This window comes from Kitasatospora sp. NPDC001261 (assembly GCF_042896795.1).
GTDB lineage: Bacteria > Actinomycetota > Actinomycetes > Streptomycetales > Streptomycetaceae > Kitasatospora.
Genome location: NZ_JBIAXP010000016.1, coordinates 13797 through 30595 on the forward strand (window position 1 = coordinate 13797; position 16799 = coordinate 30595).

At 74.1% G+C, this 16799-nt stretch carries 10 protein-coding genes; 8 read left to right on the forward strand and 2 right to left on the reverse strand.

From position 1 onward, the window contains the following. Nucleotides 1-2 precede the first annotated feature (2 nt). Nucleotides 3-266, reverse strand: a complete 264-nt coding sequence (locus tag ACFY4B_RS21985) for a phosphopantetheine-binding protein (RefSeq protein ID WP_074005830.1) — start codon at nucleotides 264-266, stop codon at nucleotides 3-5. Next, a complete protein-coding gene (locus ACFY4B_RS21990; protein WP_387970017.1) occupies nucleotides 263-1768 on the reverse strand; it encodes an AMP-binding protein in 1506 nt (501 codons plus the stop codon). Before ACFY4B_RS21990 ends, ACFY4B_RS21985 begins: the two co-directional genes overlap by 4 nt. 436 nt (nucleotides 1769-2204) lie before the next feature. Here ACFY4B_RS21990 and ACFY4B_RS21995 point away from each other — a divergent pair, with 436 nt between their 5' ends. The 8 genes from ACFY4B_RS21995 to ACFY4B_RS22030 all read left to right on the forward strand — a co-directional run bounded on the left by ACFY4B_RS21995 (nucleotide 2205) and on the right by ACFY4B_RS22030 (nucleotide 16677). Then, nucleotides 2205-3908: a condensation domain-containing protein gene (locus ACFY4B_RS21995; protein WP_387970020.1), complete on the forward strand. Its 1704-nt coding sequence runs from the start codon at nucleotides 2205-2207 to the stop codon at nucleotides 3906-3908. Beyond that, nucleotides 3905-8008: an amino acid adenylation domain-containing protein gene (locus ACFY4B_RS22000; protein ID WP_387970023.1), complete on the forward strand. Its 4104-nt coding sequence runs from the start codon at nucleotides 3905-3907 to the stop codon at nucleotides 8006-8008. The genes ACFY4B_RS21995 and ACFY4B_RS22000 overlap by 4 nt, the downstream gene beginning before the upstream one ends. Next, nucleotides 8005-11163 carry an amino acid adenylation domain-containing protein gene (locus tag ACFY4B_RS22005; protein ID WP_387970026.1) on the forward strand — a complete coding sequence of 1053 codons (3159 nt, stop codon included), beginning with the start codon at nucleotides 8005-8007 and terminating at the stop codon, nucleotides 11161-11163. The genes ACFY4B_RS22000 and ACFY4B_RS22005 overlap by 4 nt, the downstream gene beginning before the upstream one ends. A gap of 34 nt (nucleotides 11164-11197) precedes the next feature. Next, nucleotides 11198-11623, forward strand: coding sequence for a nuclear transport factor 2 family protein (locus ACFY4B_RS22010; RefSeq protein WP_387970029.1), 426 nt, complete (start codon nucleotides 11198-11200; stop codon nucleotides 11621-11623). A gap of 104 nt (nucleotides 11624-11727) precedes the next feature. Next, on the forward strand, nucleotides 11728-13644 hold the full coding sequence (locus tag ACFY4B_RS22015) for an amino acid adenylation domain-containing protein (RefSeq protein ID WP_387970032.1): 1917 nt from the start codon (nucleotides 11728-11730) through the stop codon (nucleotides 13642-13644). Continuing rightward, nucleotides 13641-14876 carry a cytochrome P450 gene (locus ACFY4B_RS22020; RefSeq protein ID WP_387970035.1) on the forward strand — a complete coding sequence of 412 codons (1236 nt, stop codon included), beginning with the start codon at nucleotides 13641-13643 and terminating at the stop codon, nucleotides 14874-14876. Before ACFY4B_RS22015 ends, ACFY4B_RS22020 begins: the two co-directional genes overlap by 4 nt. A gap of 58 nt (nucleotides 14877-14934) precedes the next feature. After that, nucleotides 14935-15693, forward strand: coding sequence for a thioesterase II family protein (locus ACFY4B_RS22025; RefSeq protein WP_259316379.1), 759 nt, complete (start codon nucleotides 14935-14937; stop codon nucleotides 15691-15693). Nucleotides 15694-15864: 171 nt separating this feature from the next. Further along, nucleotides 15865-16677 carry a 2OG-Fe(II) oxygenase gene (locus tag ACFY4B_RS22030; RefSeq protein ID WP_387970038.1) on the forward strand — a complete coding sequence of 271 codons (813 nt, stop codon included), beginning with the start codon at nucleotides 15865-15867 and terminating at the stop codon, nucleotides 16675-16677. The last annotated feature ends 122 nt before the right edge of the window (nucleotides 16678-16799 follow it).

The window sequence follows — 16799 nt, forward strand, 5'->3', positions numbered from 1 at the left end:
GACTAGAGGGCGTCCGTCCGCTGCGGCTGGGCCTGGTCGATGAACCTGCTGATCGAGCCGACGGAGCGGAAGCTGTCCGGGTCGAGGTCGAACTCCTCGACGCGCACGTCGAAGCGGTCCTCCAGCCAGGCGATCGTCTTGAGCAGGCCGAGGCTGTCGATGACCCCGCCGTCCACGAGGTCGTAGTCGGCGTCCAGCTCGTTCGGGCCGACGTCGGGCAGGAACTCCTCGATGATGAACTGGGTGACTACCGCGGCGTGGTTCACGTGGCCGTTCCTTCGGTGGGCTGGGAGGGGGAGCAGGCGCGCTCGACGGGCGCGCGGTCGATCTTTCCGGTGGACGTCCTGGGCAGCGGGTCGTCCACGATCCGCAGGGTCGAGGGGACGGCGGTGAGCGGGAGGCGCTGGGCGCAGTGCCGGCGCAGCGCCAGCGAGTTCAGCCGGCTGTCCGGGGCGCGGCGGACCAGGCCGCGCAGCAGGCGGCCGGCCACCGGGTCGGGTACGGCCACCACGGCCGCCTCGACGACCTCGGGGTGGTCGAGCAGCACCTGTTCGACCTCGTGGGTGTTGACCCGGGTGCCGCGGACCTTGACCTGGTGGTCGTTGCGGCCTTCCAGGGTGACGCGGCCGTCCTCGTCGCGCCGGACGAGGTCGCCGCTGCGGAAGTAGCGCCGGGTCTCCCCGTCGTGGTGGTGGGTCGCGAACCTGTCGGCGTCCTGGGCCCGGTCCAGGTAGCCGTCGGTCTGGAAGGGCGTCGCGACGTGGAGTTCGCCGGTGCCCGGCCCGGTGACGATCGCGCCGTCGGCGCCGACGATCACCGCGTGGACTCCGGGCAGCGGGCGCCCGATCGGCACCGGGCCGTCCGGCGGCTCGGTGCCGTCGACCTCGTGCAGGAAGCTGTCGTTGGTCTCGGTGCAGCCGTAGACGTTGTGGAGCCGCGCGCCGGGGAACAGGCGCGGCAGCTCGGCCAGGCAGCGGGCGGGCAGGCTGTCGCCGGTGAAGACGACGTGCTCGACGGTGTCGAGCCGGCGGCCGCTCTGCGCGGTCGCGTCGACCAGCAGTTGGTAGAACATCGGTACCGCCTGGACGAGTTGGACCTCGTGGCGGGAGAGCAGGTCCAGCAGGTGGCCCGGCTGGGTGGCCCGGGCCGGATCGACCAGGACGACGCGGCCGCCGTGCTTGAGCGTGGCCCAGATGTCCAGCAGGCACAGGTCGAAGGTGAGCGGCGCGTAGTTGAGGACCGTCGTTCCCCGACGGATGCCGAACCGCTCGCCGGCCCAGGTGGTGAAGCGGTCCACCGCGCCCGTGCTCAGCGGCACGATCTTCGGCCGCCCGGTGGAACCGGAGGTGGTGAACATGAAGGAGACGTCGGCGGGTTCCGTGGCGCGCGGCGGCTTCGGTTCCGCCGGCCGCTCCCGGGCGTCCGGACCGGGGTCCTCCGGTGAGAGGACGTGCCGGATGCCGGCCCGCTCGGCCGGCGCGTGGGCGGTCCCGCCCTCCGGTACGGGCGCCGGTAGCAGCAGGAAGCGCCGCCCTTCCAGCAGGCAGGCGAGCACCAGGGCGATCGTCGAGGGCGACTTGGCGGCCGGGATGCCGATCGGCTCGTCGCCGTCCGGGGCGAGCCGGGCGATCCGCAGGCGCTCCCGCTCCGCCGCCCGGTGGAGTTCGCGGTAGGTCGTCTCCTCCCCGTGCCACACCAGGGCCGGATCACCGGGGTGGTCGGTGGCGTGCGAGACGAATGAACCCACCAGGCTTGGCTGCTGCATCATGACTTCTCCGAGTTCATGCAACGGGGTGGGCTCTATAGACAACGGATGAGTTCATGCAACGGGTTCACCGATCTTTTTCGGAACAATGAAGGGCCGACACGAAAGGGGCCCGTCCGACCGCCTTCCCGGCGAAAGAAGAATTATCACGTGGTGCTCGTCCACGGAAGTGGTGTGCTCGATCTACACGATGACGGCACGTCAGGGAGGGTGTGGCGGTCGGGCGCGCGGATGCTAGCCGTCGAGCGTGTTCAATCTACATAAGGATTAGCGGGGTCTGGCGTAAAGATTGTCCTGATGCCTTCGACCCCCTTCTCTGTCTTGCGGAGTGAGACGGGAGCTGCCTAGTATCCGCCGTACTGTTCGCGAAGAAGCGAATCGGCGAGGGGATTTCCGGGGTGCTTTAGCGCTCCCGATCGCCGTGAAAGGTGGATCCGTCATGCCTGGCTCCGATCGGAGCGCGCACGCTCCGACCCAGTTGTCCTTCGCCCAGCAACGGCTGTGGTTCCTCGACCGGTTGCGGCCGGGTCTGCCGGACCACAACGTCCCGACCGCGGTCCGCCTGCGTGGCCGGCTGGACCAGGAGGCGCTCGTCCGGGCGCTGACCGACGTCGTGCGGCGCCACGAGGTGTTGCGCGGCAGGATCGCCGACTCCGAGGACGGCCCGTGCCACGTCACGGAGCCGGTCGAGACCTTCGTGCCGACGATCACCGACCTGGCGCACACCCCGGCGGAGCAGGCCTGGCAGCGGGCCCGGGAGCTGGTGGCCGCCGACCTGGCGGCCCCCTTCGACCTCGGCGCCGCCCCGATGCTGCGGGCCCGACTGATCCGCGTCGCCCCCGACGACCACCTGCTGGTCCTGGTGATCCATCACATCGCCTGCGACGGCTGGTCGCTGCCGGTGCTGTGGCAGGAGTTCTCCGCCGGGTACGGCGCCGCCGTCGACGGCCGGCCGATCGCCCTGCCGGACCTGCCCGTCCAGTACGCCGACTTCGCGCACTGGCAGCGGAACCACCTGGCCGGAGCCGCGCTGCAAGGCCAACTCGACTACTGGAGCCAGCACTTGGCCGACCTGGTCCCGTCGGTGCTCCCGACGGACCGGGAGCGCCCCGCGGCGTGGTCCGGTCGGGGCGACCAGGTCGAGATCGAGATCCCGGCGGAACTCGCCGACCGGATCCGCGCACTGGGGCGCACCCACGAGGTGACGCCGTTCATGACGCTGCTGGCCGCCTTCCAGGTCCTGCTCGCGCGCTGCACGGGACAGGACGACGTGACGGTGGGCACCCCGATCTCCGGGCGGACCCGGATCGAGGTGGAGCCGCTGGTCGGCTTCTTCGTCAACACCCTCGTCCTGCGCACCGACCTGTCCGGCGACCCCGGCTTCACCGACGTGCTCGCCCGGGTGCGGCGGTGCGCGGTGGAGGCCTACGCCCACCAGGACGTGCCGTTCGAGCGGCTGGTGCAGGAGCTGCGGCCCGAGCGCGACCTCGGCCAGCACCCGCTGGTCACCGTCATGTTCCAGCTGGAGGATCCGCCCGCGCTCCCGTCCGGCCTCCCTGGGCTGGAAGTGAGCAGCCATCAGATACCCAATGACATCGCCAAGTTCGACATCGAGGTCTCCCTGACGGACCTCGGCGACCGCCTCACCGGCGTCATCCGCTACGCCGCCGACCTCTTCGAGCGCGACACGGTGAGGCAGCTCGCCGAGGGCTTCACAGCGCTGCTCGACCACCTCGTCGGCGCTCCCGAGCGGCCGATCTCCGCCTGGCAGACCCCGCCCGGCCTCCGCGTCGGCTCCTCTGCTCCCACCGTGCACCCCGTGGCCCCGCGGCCCGATGCCTCCCAGGCCGGCGCCGCCGAGACCGAGACCGAACTCCTCGTGCTGGAGACCTGGGCCGAGGTGCTCGGAGTCACCCCGGACGGCGTGCACAGCGACTTCTTCGAACTGGGCGGCCATTCGCTGCTCGCCTCGAAGGTCATGTCCCGGCTCGGCCGGGCGCTCGACCTCGAACTGCCGGTCGTCCTGCTCTTCTACCACCCGACCGTCGCCGAACTCGCCGACGGCATCGACGCGGCGCTGCTAGCGGACCTCGGCGAAGCCGAGGCGGAACCGCTCCCCGCCGGAAAGGCCCGTCACCCGTGAAGGCACAGCACAGTCGCCCCGAAAAGCCCGGCCAGCCGACCGCTTCCACGCGGGCCGGCCTACGCGCCCTGCTCGACCAACGCGTCCGCGCGGCCCGGAGCAGGGCCGCCGAGGGCGAGCCGGAGGCCGCGGTCCCGCCCCGCCCGGAGGGTGCGCGGGTGCCGTCGTTCACCCAGGAGCGCATGTGGCTGATCGAGCGGCTGTCCGACGGCCCCGCGCTGTACAACGTCCACGAGGTCTTCCGGCTGCGCGGCCCGCTGGACGTGGCCGCCCTCGGCCACGGCCTCACCGACCTGGTGCGGCGCCACGAAGTCCTGCGCACCGCCTTCCCCGAGGAGGACGGCCGCCCCGTCCCCTCGGTGGAGCCGGCCCGGCCGGTCGACCTGCCCGTCACGGACCTGCGGACCGAGCCCGCGGAACGCCGGACGGAACTCGCCCTCGACCTCGTCCACTCCGAGATCCTGCGCCCCTTCGACCTGGCCGCCGCCCCGCTGCTGCGCGCGTCGCTGCTGCGGGTCGACGAGGACGAGCACCTCCTGGTGGTGGTCGTCCACCACATCGCGGTCGACGGCTGGTCGATGCCGCTGCTGTGGGACGACCTGTCGGCGATGTACCGGAGCCGGCTGGAAGGCCGCGAGCACGAGCTGCCGCCCTTGCGGATCCAGTACGCGGACTTCGCCCACTGGCAGCGGGCCCGGCTCTCCGGCGACCGCCTGCAGAGCCAACTGGACTACTGGAGCGCACAGTTGTCCGGGCTGTCGCCGCTGGACCTGCCCACCGACCGTCCGCGCGGACCGGTCCGCGCGGGCCGGGGCGAGCGGATCACCTTCACGGTGCCCGAGGAACTGGCCGAGCGGCTGCGGCTGCTGGGCCGGCGGCACGGCGCGACGATGTTCATGACGCTGCTGGCCGGGTTCCAGGCCCTGCTGGCCCGCTACAGCGGGCAGTCCGACGTGGCGGTCGGCACGCCGGTCGCGGGCCGCACCCGGCCGGAACTCGACCCGCTGGTGGGCTCGTTCATCAACACCGTGGTCCTGCGCACCGACCTCGCGGACGACCCGGGCTTCGCCGAGCTGCTCGACCGGGTCCGCCGGACCGCCCTGGACGCCTACGCGCACCAGGACGTACCGTTCGAGCGGCTGGTGCAGGAGCTGCGGCCGGCCCGCGGCCTCGACCGCAACCCGCTGTTCCAGGTGATGGTCGCCGGCCTGTCCGACCCGACCGCCTCCCTCCGGCTGGCCGGGACGGAGGTCGAACAGCTGGAGGTCGACAACGGCACGGCCAAGGTCGACCTCAGCCTGGTGATCGCCGACCGGCCGGGCGGCCCGGACGGCACGGCCGGCACGAGCGGGACGACCGGCACGACCGGCACCGTGGCCTTCGACACCGCGCTGTTCGACCGCGCGAGCGTGGAGCGCCTGGTCGGCCATTACCTCCGGCTGCTGGACGCCGCGGCCGACGACCCCGACCGTCCGGTCTCCCGCCTGGACCTGCTCACCGAGGCCGAGCGCGAGGCGCTGCTGGTGGCCGCCAACGCCACCGACGAACCCTTCCCCGCCGACCTCTGCGTGCACGAGCTGGTGGAGGAGCGGGCCCGGCTGACCCCCGAGGCGGTGGCGGTCCGCTGCGGAAGCGAGCGACTGACCTACCGGGAACTCGACGGCCGGGCCAACCGGTTGGCCCGGCACCTGCGAGCCCGGGGAGCCCGGCCGGAACGCCTGGTCGGTGTCTGCCTGCCGCGCTCGGCGGAGCTGGTCGTGGCCCTGCTGGCCGTCCTCAAGTCGGGCGCCGCCTACCTGCCGCTGGACCCGGACCTCCCGGCCCAGCGGATGTCGTTCATGCTCGCCGACGCCGACGTGCCGCTGCTGCTCACCCGGCGCTCCCTGGCCGACCGGCTGCCGGAGCACGGCGCCGAGACGGTGTGGCTGGACGCCGAGGCCCCGCTCGTCGCGGCCCTGTCCGAGGACCGGCTGCCGCCGCTCGCGACGCCCGCCGACCTGGCGTACTCGATCTACACCTCCGGTTCGACCGGCCGCCCCAAGGCCGTGCTGGTCCCGCACGAGGGCGTGGTCAACTACCTGGTGGTCCGCGGTCGACAGCTGGACCTCGACGGGTCCGACGTCGTCGCCTCGGTGGCCTCGATCTCCTTCGACGTCATCGTCCCCCAGGTGCTCATGCCGCTGGCCTGGGGCGCGAGCGTGGTGATCGCCCCGTCGGAGGTCGCGGTCGACGGCCCGCGCCTGACGGAGATGATGCGCGAGTTCGGCGTCACCACGCTCATGGCCACCCCGGCCACCTGGCTCCTGCTGCTGGACGGCGGCTGGCAGGGCGGCCGGTTCCAGGCGATCTGCGTGGGCGAACCGCTCCAGCCCGCCCTGGCCCGGCGGCTCCTCGACCGGGTCTCCACGCTCTGGAACGGCTACGGTCCCACCGAGGCGTCCGTCGGCTGCGTCACCCGGCGGGTGGACGCCGACCGGGACCTGGCCCGGCCGGGCGGGTCCGTGCCGATCGGCCGGCCGCTCGGCAACCTCCGGATCTACCTGCTGGACCCGGCCGGCGCCCCGGTGCCCGTCGGCGTCCCCGGGGAGATCCACATCGGCGGGGTCGGCGTCACCCGCGGGTACGCCAACCGGCCGGGGCTGACCGCCGAGCGCTTCGTGCCCGACCCGTTCGGCGCGGACGGCGGCCGGCTGTACCGGACCGGCGACCTGGCGCGGTACCTGCCGGACGGCAGCCTGGTCTTCCTCGGCCGCACCGACGAGCAGGTGAAGATCCGCGGGTACCGCATCGAGCTGGGCGAGATCGAGGCCGCGCTGTGCGCGCAGCCCGGTGTCGCCAGGGCCGCGGTGACGGTGCGCGGCGGCGGGACGGACGCCGAACTGGCCGGTTACCTGGTGTGGCAGGACGGGCCGGGTGACGTGGCGGCCGTGCGGCGCTCCCTGCGCCAGACCCTGCCCGAGTTCATGGTGCCCGCGACGCTGACCGCGCTCGACCGGATCCCCCTGACCACCAACGGCAAGGTGGACCGCGGGGCCCTGCCCGAGCCCGCCCGCCACGACCACGAGGCCGGTGCGCTCCCGCCACGGGACCTGCCGGAACTCCTGATGACCAGGATCTGGGAGCGCGTGCTGGGCACCCCGCGGGTCGGCGTCCGGGACGACTTCTTCGCGCTGGGCGGGCACTCCCTGAGGGCGGTCGAGCTGGTGGAGGCCGTCCGGCGGGAGTGGGGGGTGACCGTGCCGCTGAACACGGTGTTCCGCCACCCCACCGTCGAGGGGCTGTGCGCGGAACTGCCCAACGCGGCCCGGGCCCTGCGCCGACTGGTGGTTCCGCTGGCCGAGGGGGACCGCCGCCGGGCGCCGCTGATCCTGGTGCACCCGCAGAGCGGCGACGTGTGCTCCTTCCTCCACCTGGCCGGACAGCTCACCGAGCGGCTCGCCGAATCCCCTCTGGGCGGCCGGCCCGTCTACGGCCTGGAGGCCGTCGGCTACAACACCGACGAGCCGGCCCTGGCCACCGTCGAGGAGCAGGCGCGGCGCTACCTGCGGGAGCTGCGGTCCGTCCTGCCCGACGGCCCGTACCTGCTGGCGGGCTGGTCCTTCGGCGGGCTGGTCGCCTTCGAGCTGGCCCGCCTGCTGGAGGAGCAGGGGAACCCCCCGGGGTTCCTCGGGATCATCGACGTCGGAGCGCCCGCGTCCACCGGTGGAGCCGCCACCGGGGCGGACGGGGACCTCCAGGAGCTCGACGAGGAGGCCGCCCTCGCCCTGCTGCTCCACGACGCGGAGGGCCGCGAGCACCTTCCCGAGGGGGTGCGCACCGAACAACTGCGGCGCATGGCAAGGGTGTTCACCGCCAACGGCGCCGCCGCCCGGCGCTACCGGTCGACGGCACGGCTGCGGACACCGATCCACCTGTTCACCAGCGCCGAGACCCACCCCGAACTCGGCGGCCCGGTCGTGCTCCCCGCCCGGTGGCGGGACCGTACCCGGGGGGCGTTGAGCGTGGTCGAGGTCCCCGGCAACCACCACGACATGCTGTCGCCGCCGCACGTCGCCCGCTTCGCCGACGCGCTGTCGGCCGTCCTGGAGGAGCTCGGATGAGCGACGAGAAGGAGCTGCCGCTGTCGTCGGCGCAGTCCGGCATCTGGTTCGCCCACCACCTGCGCCCCGGCAGCCCCGCCTACAACACCGGTGAGTACGTGGACATCCCCGGGCCGATCGACCCGGAGCTGTTCGAGACGGCCGTACGGCGCGTGGTGGACGAGACCGAGTCCCTGCGCGTCCGCCTCACCGACGGCGCCGACGGCCCCCGGCAGGTCGTCACCGCGTCGCCCGACTGGACGATGCACCACGTCGACCTCACCTCGACGCCGGACCCGCTGGGGGAGGCCGAGCGCTGGATGCGCGCCGACCTGTCCACCCCGCTCGGGCTCACCCGGGACCCGCTGTTCCGCCAGGCCCTGTTCGCCGTCGCGCCGGACCGCTTCCTCTGGTACCAGCGCGTCCACCACATCGTGGTCGACGGCTTCAGCATGTCGCTCATCGCGCGCCGCGTCGCCAAGACCTACACCGGACTGGTCGGGGGCCGGGCCGGGGCGGGGCCGGCCTTCGGGCCGCTGAGCGCCCTGCTGGCGCACGACGCCGCCTACCACGCCTCCGAACAGCCCGAGCGGGACCGGGAGTTCTGGGCGGCCCGGCTGGCCGGACGACCGGACCCGGTCAGCCTCGCCAGCCGCTCGGCGCCCGCCTCGGACGGCTTCCTGCGCCGCACCGGCAGCCTCGACGCGCCCACCCTGGCCGCGCTGCGGCGGGCCGCGCGACCCGCCGGGGCGAGCTGGCCCACCGCCTTCACCGCCGCGGTCGCCGCGTACCTCTACCGCCTCAGCGGCGAACGGGACGTCGTGCTCAGCATGCCGGTGACCGGGCGCACCGGCTCCGCCGCACCGGCCGTCCCCGGCATGGTGGCGAACGTGGTGCCGCTGCGGCTGCGCGTCCACCCCGAGCAGAGCCTGTCCGCGCTCGCGCGACAGGTGGCCGAGGAGGTCGCCGCCCAGCGCGGGCACCAGCGCCACCGCAGCGAGGACCTGCGCAGGGAACTGGACCCGGCCCGGTCGGAGCGGGTCCTGTTCGGGCCCGTCGTCAACATCATGTCCTTCTACTACCACCTGGACTTCGCGGGCGTCCGGGCCACCGTGCACAACCTGTCCAACGGGCCGGTCGAGGACATCTCCTTCTCCGTCTACGACCGCTCCGACGGCACCGAGCCCCGGCTCGACCTCGACGCCAACCCCGCGCTCTACACCGAGGCCGAACTCACCGCCCACCAGCAGCGGTTCCTCCGCTTCCTGGACGCGGTGGCCGCCGACCCGGACCGGCCGATCGGCCGGCCCGACCTCCTCACCCCCGAGGAACGGCACCGGACCGTCGTGGCCGCCAACCGCACCACGCGGCCGCTGCCGCACCCGACGGTGCCCGCGGCCTTCGCGGCCGAGGTCGCGCGCAGGCCCGAGGCGCCCGCCGTGGTGTGCGGCGAAACCACCCTGTCCTACGCGGAGTTGAACGCCCGGGCCAACCGGCTGGCCCACCGGCTCATCGCCCTCGGCGTCCGCTGCGACAGCACCGTGGCCGTGCTCATGGAACGCTCCGTCGACGTGGTGGTGGCGGTCCTGGCGGCCACCAAGGCCGGCGGCGCCTACGTACCCCTGGACACCCGGGCCCCGGCGGCCCGCCTGCGCCGCGTCCTGGACGACACCGGGGCGGCGGTGCTGCTCACCCACCGGGCCACCCGGGACCACGCGCCGTCCCTCGGCACCCCCGGTGTCGTCGTCGACGCCGACCCCGGCCTCGCCGACCAGCCGGCCACCGACCCCGTCGTGCCGCTGCGCCCGGACCACCTGGCCTGCGTCCTGTACACCTCGGGCTCCACGGGCACGCCGAAGGGCGTGGCCCTGAGCCACCGCAACGTCATCAGCCTGACCGCGCAAGGCTGTTGGCGCGAGGAGGACGGCCCGCGCGTGCTCGCGCACTCCCCGCACGCCTTCGACGCCTCGACCTACGAGTGGTGGGTGCCGCTGCTCAACGGCGGCCGGGTGGTCGTGGCCCCGCCCGGGGAGCTGGCGCTCGCGGACCTCCACCGGCAGATCGTCGACCACCGGGTCGGCGCGCTCTGGCTGACGGCCGGGCTGTTCCGGGTGTTCGCCGAGGAGTCCCCGGGCACGCTGGCCGGGGTCGGCCAGGTGTGGACCGGCGGCGACATCGTGCCGGCCGACGCGGTGCGGCGCGTCCTGGACCGCTGCCCGGACTCCGTGGTGGTCGCCGGGTACGGCCCGACCGAGGCCACCACGTTCACCACCCGCCGGGTGCTCCGCCCCGGCCAGGCCGTGCCCGACGTCGTCCCCCTCGGTCGGCCGGTGGACAACCGGCGGGTGTACGTCCTGGACGAGGCGCTGTCCCCGGTGCCGCCGGGGGTGGCCGGCGTGCTGTACGTCGCCGGTGCGGGCGTGGCGCGCGGGTACCTGAACGACCCCCGCCGGACGGCCGCCCAGTTCGTGCCGTGCCCGTTCGGCGAACCGGGCGAGCGGATGTACCGCACGGGCGACGTGGTCCGCTGGAACGCCGAGGGGGAGCTGGAGTTCCTCGGCCGCGCGGACGAACAGGTCAAGCTCCACGGCTTCCGCATCGAACTGGGCGAGATCGAGGCGGTCCTGGCCGGGCACCCCGCCGTCGCCCAGGCGACCGTGGCCGCCGGCCCGGGCGCCTCCTCCGGCCGGCGTCTGATCGGCTACGTCGTCCCGGCCGGGGCCCCGGGGCCCGACCCGGCGCTCGACCCGGCCTCGGTGCGGGAGCACGCCGCCGCGGCCCTGCCGGACTACATGGTGCCCTCGGCGATCGTCGTGCTCGACGCCTTCCCCCTGACGCCCAGGGGGAAGATCGACCGGGCCGCGCTGCCCGTCCCCGACGCCGAGCCGGCACCGTCCGGGCCCGGGCCGCGCACCCCGGCGGAGCGGACGATGTGCGCGCTGTTCGCCGAGGTGCTCGGCCGGCCCGAGGTGGGCGTCGACGACGGCTTCTTCGCGCTCGGCGGCAACTCCCTGCTCGCGACCCGGCTGGTCAACCGGGTGCGGGTGCGGTTCGGCCGGGACCTCACCCTCGGCGCCCTGTTCCAGGCGCCCACCCCGGCGCGCCTGGTCGAAGCCCTGGAGGAGGCCCCGGACGCCGCGTCCGTACCGGTCCTCTCACCCCGTACCCGACCCTGAGCCCCTGAGGGCGATCACAGGAAGCACCTTCGGCATGGTCCACACCCCCTCCCAGCCCGACGACACCCCGGCACCGCCCGCGACACCGGAAGCACCGACCGCCGTAGCGCCGGGGGAGTCCCAGGTCCGCCGGTACTACGAGCTGGTCGACGCCGGCGACGTGCCCGCGCTGGTCGCCCTGTTCACCCCCGACGCCCGCTACCACCGCCCCGGGTACCCGCCCATGGTCGGGCACGCCGCACTGGAGCGCTTCTACCGCGACCAGCGGGTGATCCGCGCCGGCACCCACACCCTGGCCACCGTGGTCACCACCGGCGACGAGGTGGCGGTGCACGGCCTGTTCCGCGGCGTGCTGCACGACGGCGGCGAGGTCGAGCTGCGGTTCGCGGACTTCTTCCGGATGACGCCGCAGGGCCGCATCGCCGCGCGCGACACCTTCTTCCACGTGCCGGCGGTCTGAGGCACAGCCACAACCGCAGCCACAGCGCCACCGGCGGCGACCGCCCTCGCGGTCGCGCGTTCACCCCCGACGGGGACACTTCAGCACAGGAAAGCGGGAAGCAGTTGACCCAGACGGTCCTCACCTCCGACATCCCGGCGTTCGTCGGCAGCGGACGGCCACCGTTCGACGCCCGGGCGATCCACGAGCTGGTCGCCGAGCAGGCCGAGCGGGCCCCGCACGCGCCCGCCGTCACCTGCGACGGACGGACCCTGACCTACCGGCAGCTCGACGACCGCGCCAACCGGCTCGCCGAGCGGCTGCGGGCCGCCGGACTGGCGCCGGAGGGCGTCGTCGGCGTGCTGGTGCCGCGGTCGCCGGAGCTGATCGTGGCGCTGCTCGCCGTCCTCATCGCGGGCGGGGCGTACCTCGGACTCGAACCGGACGACCCGGCCGCCCGCCACGCGCTGCTGCTCGAGGACGCCGGCGCGGCCATGGTGATCACCGAGGAGGCCGCGGGGCCCGAGCTGCGGGAGCGGCTGCCCCACGCCGTCGTCACGGTGACGGAGGGCGACCCGGCGCAGGAGCCGGCCACCGGCCCGGCGGCCCCGGCCCGCCCCGGCGACCCGGACCGCCTCGCCTACGTCAGCTACACCTCCGGCTCCACCGGCGAGCCCAAGGGCGTCGGCGTGCCCCACCGGGCGGTCGACCGGCTCGTCCGGGGCGCGGACTGGGTGGACGTCCACGCCGAGGACGTCTTCTTCCACCTCGCGCCGGTCGCGTTCGACGCCTCCACCTTCGAGATCTGGACCCCGCTCGTCAACGGCTGCCGGCTCGTCCTCTTCCCCCCGGTCGCCATCACCCTGGAGCATGTGGCGCGCGTCGTCCGCGCCGAGCGCGTGACGGTCCTGCTGCTGACCACCGGGCTCCTCCACCAGATGGTGAGCTCCCACCCGGAGGCGTTCGCCGACGTCCGGCACGTCCTCACCGGGGGCGACGTGGCCTCGCCGGGCCACGTCCAGCACCTGCTGGCCCGCTACCCGGAGCTGCTCTTCACCAACGGCTACGGACCGACCGAGAACACCACGTACACGACCTGCTGGACCAGCAGCACCCTCCCCGAGCTGCGGAGCGTGCCGATCGGCCGCCCGATCAGCGGCACCAGGGTCGCCGTGCTCGACGACGAGCTCAGGCCGGTGCCCGTCGGCGAGTGCGGGGAGCTGTACGTCGCCGGGGCGGGCCTGGCCCGCGGCTACCTGGGCCGCCCGGCCGCGACCGCCGAACGGTTCCTGCCCGACCCGTTCGGCACCGAGCCCGGCGCCCGGATGTACCGGACCGGCGACCTCGTGCGCTGGCTGCCGGACGGCACGCTGGAGTTCGTCGGACGCGCGGACGACCAGGTCAAGGTCCAGGGCTACCGCGCCGAACCGCGCGCCGTCGAGGTCGAGTTGGAACGGCTCCCCGGGGTGCGGCACGCGGTCGTGCTGCCGCAGCCCGACCCGGCGGGCGGCACCCGGCTGCTGGCCTACGTCGTGCCCGCGGAACCCGGCCCGGAGGGCAACGCCGACCTCGGGCGGCGGCTGCGCCACGACCTGCGGGAGAGCCTGCCGGACTACCTGATCCCCTGGGCGATCCTGGTCCGTCCCGAGCTGCCGGTGAACCGCAACGGCAAGATCGACCGCCGGGCCCTGCCCACCGCCACCCGGGTCCCGCGCAACGTGCCCAACGAGTTCGTCCCGCCCGTCACCGAGGTGCAGACCCGACTGGCCGACCTGTGGGGCGACGTCCTCGGCATCGAACCGGTCGGCGTCGACGACGACTTCTTCGACCTCGGCGGGCACTCCCTGCTGGCCACGGACCTCCTGGTCGCCACCCAGCGCGAGTTCGACGTGGACCTCCCCGCGCAGACCCTCTACATGTCGCCGACCGTCGCCGAGCTGGCGACGGCCCTCAGCGAGCGGCTGGGGACGGCGGGCCCGGACGGCCGGGCCGATGCGCCAGGCGGCCCGGCCGACGCGGCGGGGGAGGAGCGGCCCCGATGACGACGGTCCCCCCGACCGCGCGCTGCCCGGTCCTCGCCCTCCAGTCGGTCGACCTGATCGACCCCGACCTCTACCACGCGGGCGGGGCGCACGAGGCTTGGCGACGGCTGCGCCGCGAGGCACCGGTGAGCTGGCAGCCGGTCGGCGACATCGGCTACTGGTCGATCGTCGGCCACGCCGAGGCCAACCGGGTCCTGCGCGACCACGCCACGTTCACCTCCGAACAGGGCACCCTGCTCAACCTCCTCGGCAAGGGCGACCCCGCCGGCGGCCGCCAGATGGCCGCGACCGACCCGCCCCGGCACGCCCACCTGCGCGGCCCGCTCCAGCAGGCCCTGTCGATCAAGACGGTGGAGAACGACCGGGAGGCCATTCGCCGGGTCGTCGTCGACCTGCTCCGGCCGCTGGCCGACGGCGGCCCGTACGACTTCGCCGCCGCCATGGCCACCCTGCCGATGGCGGTCATCGGCACCATGATGGCGCTGCCGCAACAGGACTGGCCGCGGCTGGTCCGGCTCGCCCACGCCTGCATCGCCGCGGACGACCCCGAGTTCCAGCTCGCCGACGGGCCCCAGGCCACCCTGGTGACCGCCCACCGCGAACTGTTCGCCTACTTCCAGGACCTCGTCACCGAGCGCCGGCGCGCACCGGGCGACGACCTGGTCAGCGTGCTGCTCACGATGGAACTGGACGGACGCCGGCTGTCGCCGGGCGAGATCGTCTCCAACTGCTACAGCCTGCTGCTCGGTGCGACCGTCACCACCGCCCAGCCGCCGATCGCGGCGATGGTCGAACTGGCCGGCACCCCGGTCCTGGACGACTGGGCGGCCCACCCGGAGCTGCTCGGCAGCGGCGTGGAGGAGGCGCTGCGCTGGGCCTCGCCCACCCAGCACTTCATGCGCCACACCACCCGCGACGTCGAGATCCGGGGCGTGCCGATCCCCGCGGGGGACGCGGTCGTCGTCTGGCTGGCCTCGGCCAACCGCGACGAGACCGTGTTCGCCGACCCGTACACCTTCGACATCCGACGGCGGCCCAACAAGCACATCGCCTTCGGCGTCGGCGCGCACTACTGCATCGGCCACACCGTCGCACGGGTCGCGCTGCGGATCCTGTTCGCCGAACTGCTCGGCCGGTTCACCGACTTCGAGCTCGCCGGGGCGCCGCGGCGGATGCGCTCGAACGTCATCGCGGGCTTCACCCACCTGCCGGTCACCGCGCGGACCCGGTAGGGCCCGACACCTCCACCGCAGCCGAACCAGAGAAGAAACCCCACACGGAAGGTCATCAGTGGACGCTCCGACGGCCCGTACCCGCAACAAGTGGTTCCTGCGCGAGCCGTCGCCGGTGGCGCCGGCGCGGCTGTTCTGCCTGCCCTACTCCGGCTGCGGTGCCAGCATGTACCGCCAGTGGCCGTCCTCGGTCGACGGCGTCGAGGTCTGCCCTGTGCAGCTGCCCGGCCGGGAGAACCGGATGCGCGAGCCCGCCCACACCACCTACCAGGCGCTGGCCGACGACCTCTGCGAAGCGCTGCGCCCCTACCTGGACCGGCCCTACGCCCTGTTCGGCCACTGCGGCTCCGCGCTGGCGGCGTACGAGACCGCCGTACGGCTGGTCCAGCGGGGCTGCCCCGCCCCGACCCGGCTGTTCGTCTCCTCCGAGGTCGCGCCGCAGGACGGCCCCTACGGCCGCTTCCTCGGCATGAACGACGACGAGCTGGCCGACGAACTGCGCGGGCTCGTCGCGGAGTTGGGTGGCACGCTGGAACCGAGCCTGCTCGCGCTCTACCTCGGCGTGCTGCGCAACGACGTCGACATGAACAAGCGCTACCACGTGGCCGAGCCGGTCCGGCTGCCGTGCCCGGTCACCGCCATCGGCTGGACCGAGGACACGGGCATCGAGCCGTCCCTGATGACCGGCTGGCCGGCCTGCGGCGACACCACCTTCGAACTCCTGGAAGGAGGCCACTACCGCTTCATCGAGGCGCCGGCGGACCTGCTGGCGCTGCTGGTCGCGGACCTGGCGCCCACCCGCTCCCGCACGTCCTGACACCGGACCCGTCCGACCTCGGACGCGGCGCCCGACGCGACGTCCGAATGCCGCCAGCACACGGACCCTTCCACGGGTGACGATCGGGACAGCCCGACCGCACGCCGGCCACGGCCCGCCTTCCCGCGGGCCCGTGCGCCTGCTCGCCCCCGCCCGTCGAAGGACCTCCCCGTGAACGACGCCCTCTTCGCCGTTGCCGAAGCTGCCACCACCGAACCCGACACCGCCGCGCAGGCCACCGCGGCACCCGCGCCGGGCCCGGCCTCCCCGGGCCCGGCCGCCCTGCTGCCCGCGCTCGTCCCGGTCGACTGGCAGGACGTGTGGGAGCAGCTGGACCGGGACGGGGTGGCGCTCACCGGGCCCCTGCTGTCGCCCGCCCAGTGCCGGGAGCTCGCCGACACCTTCGACGACGACGGCCTGTTCCGCTCCACCGTGGTGATGCAGCGCTACGGCTTCGGCCGCGGCACCTACCGGTACTACGCCGACCCGGCCGCCGTCCCGGTCCTGGACACGCTGCGGGAGCGGCTGTACCCGCCGCTGGCGCGGATCGCCAACCAGTGGGCGGCGCGGCTGAGCGAGCGGACCTTCCCCCTCACCCTCGCCGAGCTGCACGCCGAGTGCGCCGCCGCGGGCCAGCACCGTCCCACCCCGCTGGTCCTGCGGTACGGTCCGGGCGACCACGCCTGCCTGCACCAGGACGTGTACGGCGACCTCGTCTTCCCGCTGCAGGCCACGATCATGCTGGAACGGCCCGGCGAGGACTTCACCGGCGGGGAGAACGTCTTCGTCGAACAGCGGCCCCGCTCGCAGTCCCGCGCGATCGTGGTGCGGCCGCGGCTCGGTCAGGCCCTGGTCTTCCCCGTCCAGCACCGCCCCGTCCAGGGCAGCCGCGGCTACCGGCGCCACCCGATGCGCCACGGCACCAACGCCGTCGAGTCCGGGCGCCGCACCACGCTCGGCGTGATCTTCCACAACGCCCGCTGACCGCGCGCCCGCCCGCTCACCACCAGGACACCCCGTGAACACCCTCGCCCCCGAGACCGTCCCCGACACCGCCGCCGGCAGCGTCCAGGCCGCCGTCCGCGCCCTCGACACCGCCGACTGGA

Bases quoted from the DNA above. Each gene is read 5' to 3' on its own strand.
- ACFY4B_RS21990 (WP_387970017.1), bottom strand. From the start codon at position 1,768: ATGATGCAGCAGCCAAGCCTGGTGGGTTCATTCGTCTCGCACGCCACC.
- ACFY4B_RS21995 (WP_387970020.1), top strand. From the start codon at position 2,205: ATGCCTGGCTCCGATCGGAGCGCGCACGCTCCGACCCAGTTGTCCTTC.
- ACFY4B_RS22005 (WP_387970026.1), top strand. From the start codon at position 8,005: ATGAGCGACGAGAAGGAGCTGCCGCTGTCGTCGGCGCAGTCCGGCATC.
- ACFY4B_RS22010 (WP_387970029.1), top strand. From the start codon at position 11,198: ATGGTCCACACCCCCTCCCAGCCCGACGACACCCCGGCACCGCCCGCG.
- ACFY4B_RS22020 (WP_387970035.1), top strand. From the start codon at position 13,641: ATGACGACGGTCCCCCCGACCGCGCGCTGCCCGGTCCTCGCCCTCCAG.